This is a genomic window from Lacticaseibacillus camelliae DSM 22697 = JCM 13995 (assembly GCF_001311195.1).
In the GTDB taxonomy this organism is placed as follows: domain Bacteria; phylum Bacillota; class Bacilli; order Lactobacillales; family Lactobacillaceae; genus Lacticaseibacillus; species Lacticaseibacillus camelliae.
Map to the genome: position 1 here is coordinate 16,251 of NZ_BBAJ01000028.1, position 11,276 is coordinate 27,526.

Sequence of the window (11,276 nt, forward strand, 5' to 3'; positions counted from 1 at the left end):
GCCGGTTTATTCGGCTGCAGCGAATTGCCAGACCAGAGCGCAGTTTTCTGCGTTTTCCAAGAGGAGGCTAATCAATCATGAAAGTACGTCCATCTGTTAAAAAGATGTGCGAGCACTGCAAGGTCGTACGCCGGCATGGCCGCGTCATGATCATCTGCTCTGCAAACCCAAAGCATAAGCAACGCCAAGGTTCATAATTCACTAAATTAGGAGGTGTCATCATATGGCTCGTATCGCAGGTGTTGACTTGCCCCGCGGCAAGCAAATCGTCATCGCGCTGACCTACATTTTTGGGATCGGCAACACGACCGCCAAGAAGATCCTGAAAGAAGCTGGCGTTCCAGAGAACGTCCGCGAAGAAGACCTGACCCCTGACCAGGAGGACAAGATCCGTGCAGCCGTCGACAACGTAAAAGTTGAAGGCGATCTGCGCCGTGAAGTCAGCCTGAACATCAAGCGGCTTCAGGAAATCGGTTCATACCGTGGCATGCGTCACCGTCGTGGTCTGCCTGTTCGCGGTCAGAACACGAAGAACAACGCACGTACTCGCAAGGGGAAGAGAGTTTCCATTGCCGGTAAGAAGAAATAAATAAAGGAGGTTAAATTCGATGGCAGTTAGAAAAACCACTCGCAAGCGCCGTGTTCGTAAGAACGTTGAAGCCGGCGTTGCGCACATTCACTCCACGTTCAACAACACGTTGGTCATGATCACCGACCCGCGCGGTAACGCGATCGCTTGGTCTTCCGCCGGTGTCCTTGGGTTCAAGGGTTCCCGTAAGTCCACGCCTTACGCTGCGCAGATGGCCGCTGAAGCCGCTGCAAAGGAATCGATGGAGCACGGCATGAAGTCTGTTGAAGTTGCCGTTAAGGGCCCAGGTTCCGGCCGTGAAGCTGCGATCCGTTCCCTTCAAGCAACAGGTCTTGAAGTGACCGCGATTCGCGACGTGACCCCAGTGCCGCATAACGGTTCTCGTCCTCCAAAGCGTCGTCGTGTATAATTGTTACCCCACCATTTCAAGTTTGGGCAACGTTCACTTCTCGTTTTGAAAGGGGTACAGACTAGATGATCGAATTTGAAAAGCCGAACATCACCAAGGTTGACGAAAGCACCAACTACGGCAAGTTTGTGGTTGAGCCACTTGAACGCGGCTACGGGACTACGCTGGGCAATTCGCTCCGCCGGATCTTGTTGTCGTCCTTGCCTGGTGCTGCGGTTTCTAACATCCAGATCGATGGTGTGCTGCATGAGTTCAGCACAATCGACGGGGTGTTGGAAGACGTGACCCAAATCATCCTGAACATCAAGAAGCTCGCTTTGAAGATGCATTCGGATGAAGATAAGACCGTCGAGATCGACGTCGACGGGCCGGCCACTGTGACCGCCGCCGACATCGTCACTGATGCTGATGTTGAGGTATTGAACCCCGAACAGTACATTTGCACTGTTGCTGAGGGGGGTCACTTCCATGTCCGCATGACCGTTCGCACCGGTCGCGGCTACGTGGCTGCGGATCAGAACAAGACCGAAAACATGCCAATCGGCGTGCTGCCGATCGACTCGATTTTTACCCCGATCAGTCGGGTCAATTATCAGGTTGAAAGCACCCGTGTCGGCCGGCGTAATGACTTCGACAAGTTGACGCTGGACGTTTGGACCAACGGCTCGATCTCACCGCGCGAAGCCATCAGCTTGGCCGCTAAGATCCTGACGGAACACCTCGACATTTTTGTCAATCTCACTGATTCGGCAAAGAATGCAGAGATCATGGTCGAAAAGGAAGAAACTCACAAGGAAAAGATGCTCGAGATGACCATCGAAGAGCTCGACTTGTCCGTTCGTTCCTACAACTGCTTGAAGCGTGCTGGCATCAACACGGTTCAAGAGCTGACCAACAAGACCGAAGCCGATATGATGAAGGTCCGCAACCTGGGCCGCAAGTCGCTTGAAGAAGTTAAAAACAAGCTGTCTGATCTCGGCTTAAGCTACGTAAGGAAGATTAATACTTAAAAGGAGGCCAATCCATGAGCTACCGGAAATTAGGGCGCACCAGTTCTCAGCGTAAAGCGCTGCTGCGCGACTTGACCACCGACTTGATTGTCAAGGAACGAATCACGACGACCGAAGCCCGTGCCAAGGAAATTCGTTCTACCGTTGACAAGATGATCACGCTCGGTAAGCGCGGCGACCTGCACGCGCGTCGTCAGGCTGCAGCATACCTGCGGAACACGATTGCTGACGTTAAGGAGGATGGCGACACCGTTGTCGTTCAGTCCGCTTTGCAGAAGTTGTTCGCTGATGTAGCCCCACGCTACGCAGAACGCAACGGCGGTTACACCCGCACCTTGAAGACCAACCAGCGCCGCGGTGACGCAGCACAAATGGTTATCATCGAACTGGTCTAAGCTTAGGCTTTACCAATTCAAAAAAATCTAAAACCGAAGCGACCCCTGTGGCCGTTTCACTTTGATCATTTGATCGATGGAGCGTTACGATGTTGGCTGCCATCTTGGTAGGGGCTTTGGCCCTGAGGCCGTCAGGCTTTGCCGAGTCTAGCTTGAGAGCATCGGGCAACCGGTGTCTCCATCTCAAATGATTTTTTTGTGTTTTCATTGCTAGGAAAACCCCTGACCACAGTGGCCAGGGGTTTTGTGGTACGCAGGTAAGGCGTTTGAAATTTGCCGTGAAGAACGGCAAAATAAAGGGCATCGAAGGAGGCGGTGATATGATTCGACCAGGGAAATGGCAGTACGGGGCAGCCGCTTATCTGTTCAGTGCGAACTTGTTTGTGTTTGGCTCCTCAACGGTCGTCTTTGCCGTCCTGTGGCACATTGCGCTGGTCACGTCCTCTGGGGCCTGGATGACGTATGCGTCCCTTGCAGGGGCTCTGCCAGCCTTATTGGTGGCGCCGTTTGCCGGGGTGTGGGCGGACCGGTGCCGTCGCAACTGGCTGATTATGGGCTCGGCCAGTGGGGTATCGGCGGCCACGTTTGCGCTGGCCCTGGTTTATCTCTCGCACAGCCACGAGCTGTGGCTGCTGCTCGCCATCTCGGCAATCCGCTCTGTCGGCAATGGCCTACAAACACCTGCGGCCAACGCACTGCTTCCGCAACTGGTGCCAAAGGACCAGGTGACGCGGATGAACGGCCTTAACCAGATCGTTCAGTCTGCCATGCTGCTGGTCTCGCCGCTGCTGGCCGGCTATATTCTCAGCGATCTGGGCATGATCTGGATCTTCATTGTCGATGCCGGTACTGCACTGCTCGCAGTGCTGTCGCTGGCGACAATTCGAGTCGCAAAGGTGAGCACTGCTGCCCCTGAGCGGCATGCCATCGTCGGGGGCTTGCGGTACGTCGGGCGGGTGCCGGCGCTGACGGCGTTTCTGCTTTTCACAGTGGTGGCGTTTATTCTGATTGCGCCCTCCTCACAGTTGTCCACTTTGTACGTCAATCGCACGTTTGGCCATGGGGTCTGGAACCTGACCTTCAACGAGTTGGCTTGGACGGCGGGTGCCAGTCTCGGCGGATTTTACATTGCTCTCCACCAACACCTGCCCGATAAAATTCGCGTGATCGCGGTGGGCATGGCTGGCTCCGGTCTGGCGTTTGCGGCCATGGGGCTGCACGACCCATTTTGGCTTTACCTGTTTTTCATGTTTGTGTCTGGTATCTTTTACCCGATCCTGACCGCGGCGCAGACCATTTACATTCAGGAAACTGTAGCACCAGCCATGATGGGGCGTGTGTTTTCCCTGTGGCAGATTCTCTCAACGGGCATTTATCCCATCGCGATGCTGGGTTACGGACCGCTGGCGGACCAAATTCCAATCAGCGAGGTCTTTATTGTGACAGGCCTGCTACTGGTGGCAACCGCCTGGGGCTTTGATGTGCGTCTGCACCGCCTTGGGTGACCCAAGGCGACGTACACGGGCTTTGCCACGGCGGTCAATGAGAAAATATGTTATCATATCATAGTTATGCAGGCTGGTGTGACGCCTTTAAAACACCACATTGGCTGCCGTGATTTCAAACGTGTGGCGTCAATCAAAGGGGGACGAATCGTGACGGTTGCAATCGACATTCAAAACTTGAACTACCGCTATCCAGATGCGGCGCAGCCGGCGCTGAAAGACGTCAGCCTGACGATTCAGCAGGGTGAGTGGGTCGCCATTATTGGCCACAACGGGTCGGGTAAAAGTACACTGGCCAAGAACATTAATGGCCTGCTTGCCCCAGGGTCCGGTCAGGTGACCGTGGCAGGGATGCCGCTTACGGAGGAAAACGTCTGGAAGATCCGCGAAAAGGTTGGCATTGTGTTCCAGAACCCCGACAATCAGTTTGTCGGTGCCACGGTTCAAGATGACGTCGCCTTTGGGTTGGAGAATCGCGCCGTGCCGCGGCCGGAAATGGTGACCCGGGTGCATGACGCGCTTGAACAAGTCAACATGCTGCAGTTTGCCACCCGCGAGCCCGCTCGGCTGTCCGGTGGGCAAAAGCAGCGAGTTGCCATCGCCGGGATCATTGCGCAGCGGCCAGACATCATCATTCTTGATGAAGCCACCTCGATGCTTGATCCCGCGGGCCGCGCGGAAGTGTTGGCGCTGATCCAGGAACTGCAGGCCAAATCAGCGATGACCGTGGTGTCCATCACGCACGACGTCGATGAAGCCGCCTCTGCGGACCGGGTGGTGCTGCTCAACGACGGTGAAATCGTGGAGCAGGGAACGCCCGCCGAGATTTTCACACATGGCGAGGAGCTGCTGCACCTGGGCTTGGACGTGCCGTACCCAGAGCGGCTTAAGGCGGCCTTGCGCCGCCGCGGCGTCGCGATGCCGGACCGCTATCTTGATCAGGAAGGTTGGTGAAGCACCTGTGGACATTACATTCGACCATGTGAGCTTCACCTACCAGGCTGGGACCCCCTTTGCCGGAGATGGTCTGAAAGACGTCACGACGACAATCAAGGATGGCAGCTACACCGCCATCATCGGGCATACTGGGTCAGGTAAAAGTACGCTTTTGCAGCACTTAAACGCGCTGCTCAAGCCGACCACCGGTACGGTGACCATTGGTGACCGTGTGATCACCAACGAAACCAACAACAAGAACCTGAAACCGATCCGCCAGCAGGTGGGGATGGTGTTCCAGTTTGCCGAAAACCAGCTGTTTGAACAAACTGTTGCTAAAGACATCGCTTTTGGCCCGGAAAATTTTGGCATGGCGAGTGCTGAGGCGGAAAAGCAGGCCGCGGCGATGGTCGACCTCGTTGGGTTGCCGCAGGATGTGTTGGAGAAATCGCCGTTTGATCTTTCCGGTGGCCAGATGCGCCGTGTGGCGATCGCCGGCGTGCTGGCGATGAAGCGACGGTGCTGGTGCTTGACGAGCCGACCGCTGGCTTGATCCGGCTGGCCGCAATGACATGATGAAGATGTTTCAAAGGCTGCATGAAAAGCAAGGCATGACCATTGTGCTGGTTACTCACCAAATGGATGACGTGGCCGATTACGCCGACCATGTGCTCGTGATGGATGAAGGCCACTTAATCAAGGAAGGCACACCGCGCGAAATTTTTCAAAATGAGCAGTGGCTGGAAAATCATCAGCTTGGGCTCCCTAAGACGGCGGCCATGGCCCGTGATTTGACTAAACAGGGGTTTCGGTTCGACCCGCTGCCGCTGACCACTGATGAGCTGGCGGATCAGCTGGCCAAGCAGATCGGAGGCGGCGCGCATGACTAAACTCTTGCTTGGCCGCTATCTGCCTGGCGACTCCTGGTCCACAAGCTGGACCCGCGCACCAAGCTGATGGCCAGCTTTTACTACATTGGGATCATTTTCCTGGCCAATAACTGGCAGACTTACCTGTTGATGTTTGTCGCGACGATGGTGATGGTCGCGGCGTCCAAAATTAAGCTCGGATTCTTCCTGCGGGGCGTGCGGCCAATGATCTGGCTGATCCTGTTCACCGTGATGCTGCAGGTGTTCTTCACCAAAGGCGGCACCACCTACTGGTCTTGGGGGTGGCTTGCCATCACGCAGTACGGGCTGACTAACGGGGCGTTCATTTTCATGCGCTTCGTGCTGATCATTTTCGTTTCGACGCTGTTGACCCTGACCACCCAGCCGCTTTCGCTGGCGGATGCGGTCGAATCGCTGCTCAAACCGCTGCGGGTGCTGCACGTGCCGGTCACTGAACTGGCCTTAGTGCTGCAGATTGCCTTGCGGTTTGTGCCGACGCTGATGGATCAGACCACCAAGATCATGAATGCGCAGCGCGCCCGGGGGGTCGATTTCGGCACCGGCAACTTGTTTCAGCAGATGAAGGCCGTGGTGCCACTGCTCATCCCACTGTTCGTAGACAGTTTTGGCATCGCCGAGGACCTGGCGACCGCGATGGATGCTCGCGGCTATCAAGGCGGGGATGGCCGCACTAAGTACCGGGTTCTGCAGTATCACCAAAAGGATATTTTTGCCGGGCTCGTGATGGTTGCCTTGACCGTCAGTCTGGTCTTTCTGAGAGCTTAGGATGTTGCCTCGCCGCCAAGCGAGGCTTTTTAGGAGAAAATTGTGACTCATTTCAAACTGACGTTAGCCTATGACGGCACAAACTTTGCCGGCTATCAGATTCAGCCGCACCAGCGCACGGTTCAAGGCGTGCTGCAAAAAGCCTTAGGGAAAATGGCCAAGGTGGAGTCGATCCATATTGACGGCTCGGGCCGCACCGATTCTGGGGTCCACGCTCTGGGCCAGGTGGTGTCTTTTGACTATCCCGGCGAGATTCCGGCGCGGGCGATGCGGCTGGCGATGAATTCCCTGATGCCGCTCGACATTGAGATCCTGGACGCGGAAATTGTGCCGGCTGATTTTCACGCGCGGTACTCGGCCAAGGGCAAACGTTACTTGTACCGGGTGGCGCGCGGCCGCTTTACTGATCCGTTTAAGCGATTGTACACCGGGCACTACCCGTACGGGCTCGATGTTGACCGGATTCGCACGGCGCTAAAGGACGTTGTCGGCACCCACGACTTCACCAGCTTTGCCGCTAGCGGTGGGGTGATCGAGGATAAGGTGCGCACGATTTACGAGGCAACGGTGCAAGACGACCAGGCGAATAACGAGCTGGTATTTGAGTTTTACGGCAACGGCTTTTTGTACAATATGGTGCGGATTATTGTGGCGACTTTGCTGGAGATTGGCAACGGTCGGCGCGACGTGCACGATTTTCTGCGGCTGTACGAGGTGAAAGACCGGCAGCAGGCGCGGGGCACGGCGCCTGCGTCGGGGTTATACCTCAAAGAAGTCTATTACTAAGGCAAGCCCAAAGCAGGGTTGGCGGTTCCAGACTGGTGGGCGGTTTTGATGTTACGCTTGGTGCGCTAAGCGTTGACTTTCCCGCGGATTTTTGATAAAGTAGTCGCTGGTATTGTTTGCCCCACAATAAGCCCCGGAAACTTATAAGGTGTCAAACAGCACAGAATATTGGAGGAAACAAATCGTGCGTACAACATATTTGGCTAAGCCAGGTGAGATCGAACGCAAGTGGGTCGTTATCGACGCCACGGATATCAGCCTTGGCCGTTTGGCTTCAACCGTTGCAACTATCTTGCGCGGCAAGAACAAGCCGACCTACACTCCCAACGTTGACGTTGGTGACCACGTGATCGTGATCAATGCAGCAAAGCTTAAGCTGACTGGTCGGAAGGCCAGCGACAAGATTTACTACCATCACTCACAGCATCCAGGTGGCTTGAAGCATGAAGTCGCTGGTGATCTCCTTAAGAATGACCCGGCTCGTCTGGTCGAATACGCGGTCAAGAAGATGCTGCCAACCAAGAATACACTTGGCCACCAGCAATTCCTGAAGCTTCACGTTTACGCGGGGGAAGAACATCCTCACGAAGCACAGAAGCCTGAAGTACTCGACATCAAGAACCTAATTTAAGGAGGACACAACTGTGGCAGAAGTAGCATACAGCGGCACAGGTCGCCGCAAGAATTCCGTTGCCCGGGTCCGCTTGGTTCCTGGCACCGGTAAAATCACAATGAACGGTAAAGACGTTCACGATTACCTTCCGTACGAAAACCTGATTCTCGACTTGACTCAGCCTTTCGGCATTACCGAAACGACTGGCTCATACGACGTTCTGGTTAACGTTAACGGTGGCGGTTTCTCCGGCCAGGCCGGCGCAACTCGTCATGGCATTGCTCGCGCACTTTTGAGTGTAGACCCGGATTTCCGTGGTCCGCTCAAGCGTGCAGGCATGCTCACCCGTGACCCACGGATGAAGGAACGTAAGAAGTACGGTCTCAAGAAGGCACGTAAAGCATCACAATTTAGCAAACGGTAATAGCGTTATGCTATCGAGATGGAAACGTTGCTACGACAACGTTTCAAGCATATTTCGAACTCGGAAAGTGGTTCTCCCAATTAGGGCGAGCCACTTTTTTTTGACCCCTCAATTAGGGCATAATTTGTGCGCGTCTTTCGCTTGAGAAATCCTGGCTCCAAGAATTTTTGGGGCGCGTGTCCTAGTCTTACGTTCTTTTGTGCGTCAATTTTAATGAATTTCGTTGAGTTTCATTTCCTGTGCGAGTGAGTTCGCTCTTGCTTGTGCGATTCGTTCAGCGAACTTATCATGAACATCCAGACCAACAATATCAGGCGTGTTGACATACACGCGCGTGGTCTTGATGCTGGAATGTGACAGTGCTTCGGAGATCAGCTGTAAGCTGGCACCACCTTGACGTGCAAGTGTTGAGAACGTATGCCGCAACTTGTGCGGTGTGACCCGAACGAGGTCAGGGTGGCGCTTATAGATTGAATTCAGACGATAGTTGAGATAGTCGGCATGTAACGGTTGGTTGATCCCACCTTGGAAGTTCGTGTAGGTAAACAGAAACTGGTTTGGCCCAGACTCTAGGTTTACTTCTGCGAGTTCAATGGCTTGTTTGTCGTGCCATTCTCTCAACATCGGGATCAAAATCGGCGGTAAAGCGTGGGAGGTTTCCTTCTTGGCCTTGGTTGGACCGACCTTACCGCTTTTCTTGAGTGCTTGAATAATCAGAACATAGCCGGTGTTGAAGTCAACGTGCTTCCATTGCAATCCGTATGATTCACCCTTGCGATCTCCGAGGTGGAGTGTAAGGAGAAGTAACAGATAATCTTGATCACTTAACTTGCCGTTTTCGTGATCTGTGTTGGCAGCGTCGAGCCAAGCCACCATTTCATCAGCGGAAAGTGATTCGCCAGTCATCTTGCGACGAGTGGCGAGCCGTTCCTTTTTGGGACTGCCGATGGAGGAAATAGCTTTTTCTAGCCGGTTCACATCGATGAAGTCCACCATTTCGGCGGTATCAAACATCTGACTGACGTAAGACTTGACTGTGCGAATGTTTGCGTACTTCTCTGACAGAATTGCCAGTTCTTGCATGACGAACTGCTTATTGAGATTTAAGTAAGTCATTGAATACTCGCCGAACATTGGAAGCAGGTGAAGTCGGAAAATATTGCGTGTATTCGCTTGAGTTTCCTCTGAAGGAATAATACGAATACGTCCGGTTGCGCCAGCAGCGTACAGCGGCCACCAGACTTCGCGGTAAAAGTTCTTGAATAGCATTTCCCCGTTCTTCTTGATAGCACTTGCTGATTGTGTTTTTTGAGCCTCCTTAATTTTCTCATCGACCTGTTTTTGCAGCGTTCTGGCTTCCAACTTTGTCGCTACGGTTTTACGGTAACGTGGAACTTTCACGTCAAGAATGCCGCGAATATCTTTAGGGTAGAACACCTCCACAAAGTAAGTGCCTGCATCAGTTTTAGTAATAGACATGATATTTACCTCCTGTTGTTTGTCAACGAGCTTGAACAGGATGTAAAGCTACATCGACATATTACCATCCTTCAACGCGTTTGCGAAGCCATCCATCAACTGCGTCGCGATCATAGCGAACAACACCACAGATGTTGATTCTTGGTAGGCCAAGCTCAATCCACTTGTCCAAGGTATTGTTAGAAATCTTCAAGTACGCGCACAACTCCATCTTCAACAGGTACCGATCATGCTGTGATTGTTCTTCGCGAGCCCTGTTAACTTCATCGAGAAACAAGGTAGACAAAGCGTTACGAATCGCAATCACGTTCTGATCGTCCATTGGAAAATCGATTCGCGCTTCTATTGCTTGCGCTGAAATATGACACACCTCCTTCTTCGCAGTGTTGGCGAAACTGATGTTGTGAAGAACAGTTCATCATTCAGTCCGATTCCAATCGGCTATCGAGAATCTCAAAGAGAGCCTCTTTCCCTCGTTTCGTCAGGGTGACGTACAAGTATCCGGCTCACTGGGTTAGTCGCTCGCTCGTGAGAGGTCATGGCGTTGCGGAGCCTTCGTTGCTGAATGATGCTATTAAGTTATCAAAGGACATGGCGGGCCAAATAAAAACCTGCCTCTGATATATCAGACGACAGGTGAGTTCGGAAATGAAACCATATCCGAAATTAATTATTATTTAATGACGTGAACTTGAGTTTCCGACTTGAGTTTGTGGACGACTCTGCCAAATGCTTTTCAACGTCGAAGTGTTTGACGATGTACACAAATTTAATTTGAAGTTCTTGCTTCAAATCCGGATCGACATAGCTTTTTCCAAATGCCGCCTCACGGTTGAAGTCGTGATTGAACATTATCAGTAGTTGGGACATTGCCTCATCATCTCCACCCTGCGCTGCCAAGATAACCGGGATCAGGTTATCGATCTGTGTGTAATGCATTGAATACTCCTCCGCACGCGCTACATATTTTCGTATGCTGCCTTAATCCTTTGCAATGCGCGCCGCCTGCGCTTATTTGCTCCTTGGCTAGTTATACCTACCTGACTACCGATTTCCACATCGTTGAGTTCATCGTAGTAATACTGATACAAAACCATCTTATCAGCTGTTGAAAGAGTTGCGACGGCCATTGACAACCGCTCGTCGTCAACAAAATTCTCCAACTTTGCAATTTCCTCAAGGGTCAAGGTGAAATCTTGGAGATGGTAAGGCTCCCGGATTTCTTCAAGTAGCCAGTCTTCAAGCGGTGTTGTATTAATCAGTCTAAGACCGGCGCGGTATCGATCGATGCGTTTGTTTCTTAACCCGTCTTGAACATACCTGATGAACATCTTTGACACTTCACGTTCGCTACTCATCGTGATAACCTCCTAATATTTTGAGCTCTTCTTAATAACAGACGAAAAAAAATCGAGATGTGAAACCGGTTTCAATATATTTTTGTCCTCAATTTT

General features: G+C 52.7%; 13 protein-coding genes and 3 pseudogenes. 12 read left to right on the top strand and 4 right to left on the bottom strand.

Going from position 1 to position 11,276, the window contains the following annotated elements:
* Positions 1-77: 77 nt before the first annotated feature.
* The 12 genes and pseudogenes from rpmJ to rpsI all read left to right on the top strand — a co-directional run bounded on the left by rpmJ (position 78) and on the right by rpsI (position 8,343).
* The gene (gene rpmJ, locus JCM13995_RS13810) at positions 78-197 is read left to right on the top strand and encodes a 50S ribosomal protein L36 (RefSeq protein WP_082397753.1); all 120 of its coding nucleotides are present in this window, start codon (positions 78-80) and stop codon (positions 195-197) included.
* A 26-nt stretch (positions 198-223) separates the two neighbouring features.
* Complete coding sequence (gene rpsM / locus JCM13995_RS06810; RefSeq protein WP_054663878.1) at positions 224-589, top strand: 30S ribosomal protein S13; 366 nt, start codon at positions 224-226, stop codon at positions 587-589.
* Between the two features lie 19 nt (positions 590-608).
* Positions 609-998 (top strand): 30S ribosomal protein S11, encoded by a 390-nt coding sequence (gene rpsK / locus JCM13995_RS06815; protein ID WP_054663879.1) that lies wholly within the window; start codon positions 609-611, stop codon positions 996-998.
* Between the two features lie 65 nt (positions 999-1,063).
* Positions 1,064-2,001: pseudogene (locus tag JCM13995_RS06820) on the top strand (DNA-directed RNA polymerase subunit alpha).
* Between the two features lie 21 nt (positions 2,002-2,022).
* Positions 2,023-2,403 (top strand): 50S ribosomal protein L17, encoded by a 381-nt coding sequence (gene rplQ, locus JCM13995_RS06825; protein WP_054663885.1) that lies wholly within the window; start codon positions 2,023-2,025, stop codon positions 2,401-2,403.
* A gap of 320 nt (positions 2,404-2,723) precedes the next feature.
* Positions 2,724-3,908, top strand: coding sequence for an MFS transporter (locus JCM13995_RS06830; protein WP_054663888.1), 1,185 nt, complete (start codon positions 2,724-2,726; stop codon positions 3,906-3,908).
* A 150-nt stretch (positions 3,909-4,058) separates the two neighbouring features.
* The gene (locus JCM13995_RS06835) at positions 4,059-4,862 is read left to right on the top strand and encodes an energy-coupling factor ABC transporter ATP-binding protein (RefSeq protein ID WP_054663890.1); all 804 of its coding nucleotides are present in this window, start codon (positions 4,059-4,061) and stop codon (positions 4,860-4,862) included.
* 7 nt (positions 4,863-4,869) lie between these two features.
* A pseudogene (locus JCM13995_RS06840) lies at positions 4,870-5,734 on the top strand (energy-coupling factor ABC transporter ATP-binding protein).
* Positions 5,727-6,520: pseudogene (locus tag JCM13995_RS06845) on the top strand (energy-coupling factor transporter transmembrane component T family protein). The pseudogenes JCM13995_RS06840 and JCM13995_RS06845 overlap by 8 nt, the downstream one beginning before the upstream one ends.
* Positions 6,521-6,562: 42 nt before the next feature.
* Positions 6,563-7,306: a tRNA pseudouridine(38-40) synthase TruA gene (gene truA, locus JCM13995_RS06850; RefSeq protein ID WP_054663893.1), complete on the top strand. Its 744-nt coding sequence runs from the start codon at positions 6,563-6,565 to the stop codon at positions 7,304-7,306.
* Between the two features lie 184 nt (positions 7,307-7,490).
* On the top strand, positions 7,491-7,937 hold the full coding sequence (rplM, locus tag JCM13995_RS06855) for a 50S ribosomal protein L13 (protein WP_054663896.1): 447 nt from the start codon (positions 7,491-7,493) through the stop codon (positions 7,935-7,937).
* A gap of 13 nt (positions 7,938-7,950) precedes the next feature.
* Positions 7,951-8,343: a 30S ribosomal protein S9 gene (gene rpsI, locus JCM13995_RS06860; RefSeq protein WP_054663899.1), complete on the top strand. Its 393-nt coding sequence runs from the start codon at positions 7,951-7,953 to the stop codon at positions 8,341-8,343.
* Positions 8,344-8,553: 210 nt separating this feature from the next.
* Here the strand turns inward: rpsI and JCM13995_RS06865 are convergent, their stop codons facing one another.
* The 4 genes from JCM13995_RS06865 to JCM13995_RS06880 form a co-directional block, all read right to left on the bottom strand.
* The gene (locus JCM13995_RS06865; protein WP_054663901.1) at positions 8,554-9,822 is read right to left on the bottom strand and encodes a site-specific integrase; all 1,269 of its coding nucleotides are present in this window, start codon (positions 9,820-9,822) and stop codon (positions 8,554-8,556) included.
* 61 nt (positions 9,823-9,883) lie between these two features.
* Positions 9,884-10,129, bottom strand: a complete 246-nt coding sequence (locus JCM13995_RS06870) for a helix-turn-helix transcriptional regulator (protein ID WP_225350768.1) — start codon at positions 10,127-10,129, stop codon at positions 9,884-9,886.
* A gap of 359 nt (positions 10,130-10,488) precedes the next feature.
* On the bottom strand, positions 10,489-10,761 hold the full coding sequence (locus JCM13995_RS06875) for a helix-turn-helix domain-containing protein (protein ID WP_025012556.1): 273 nt from the start codon (positions 10,759-10,761) through the stop codon (positions 10,489-10,491).
* Between the two features lie 20 nt (positions 10,762-10,781).
* Positions 10,782-11,180: a sigma factor-like helix-turn-helix DNA-binding protein gene (locus tag JCM13995_RS06880; protein ID WP_054663904.1), complete on the bottom strand. Its 399-nt coding sequence runs from the start codon at positions 11,178-11,180 to the stop codon at positions 10,782-10,784.
* Positions 11,181-11,276 lie beyond the last annotated feature (96 nt).

Excerpts from the sequence above, each read along its gene's own strand:
- rpmJ (WP_082397753.1), top strand. The coding sequence starts at position 78 with ATGAAAGTACGTCCATCTGTTAAAAAGATGTGCGAGCACTGCAAGGTC.
- rpsM (WP_054663878.1), top strand. The coding sequence starts at position 224 with ATGGCTCGTATCGCAGGTGTTGACTTGCCCCGCGGCAAGCAAATCGTC.
- rpsK (WP_054663879.1), top strand. The coding sequence starts at position 609 with ATGGCAGTTAGAAAAACCACTCGCAAGCGCCGTGTTCGTAAGAACGTT.
- rplQ (WP_054663885.1), top strand. The coding sequence starts at position 2,023 with ATGAGCTACCGGAAATTAGGGCGCACCAGTTCTCAGCGTAAAGCGCTG.
- JCM13995_RS06830 (WP_054663888.1), top strand. The coding sequence starts at position 2,724 with ATGATTCGACCAGGGAAATGGCAGTACGGGGCAGCCGCTTATCTGTTC.
- JCM13995_RS06865 (WP_054663901.1), bottom strand. The coding sequence starts at position 9,822 with ATGTCTATTACTAAAACTGATGCAGGCACTTACTTTGTGGAGGTGTTC.
- JCM13995_RS06875 (WP_025012556.1), bottom strand. The coding sequence starts at position 10,761 with ATGCATTACACACAGATCGATAACCTGATCCCGGTTATCTTGGCAGCG.
- JCM13995_RS06880 (WP_054663904.1), bottom strand. The coding sequence starts at position 11,180 with ATGAGTAGCGAACGTGAAGTGTCAAAGATGTTCATCAGGTATGTTCAA.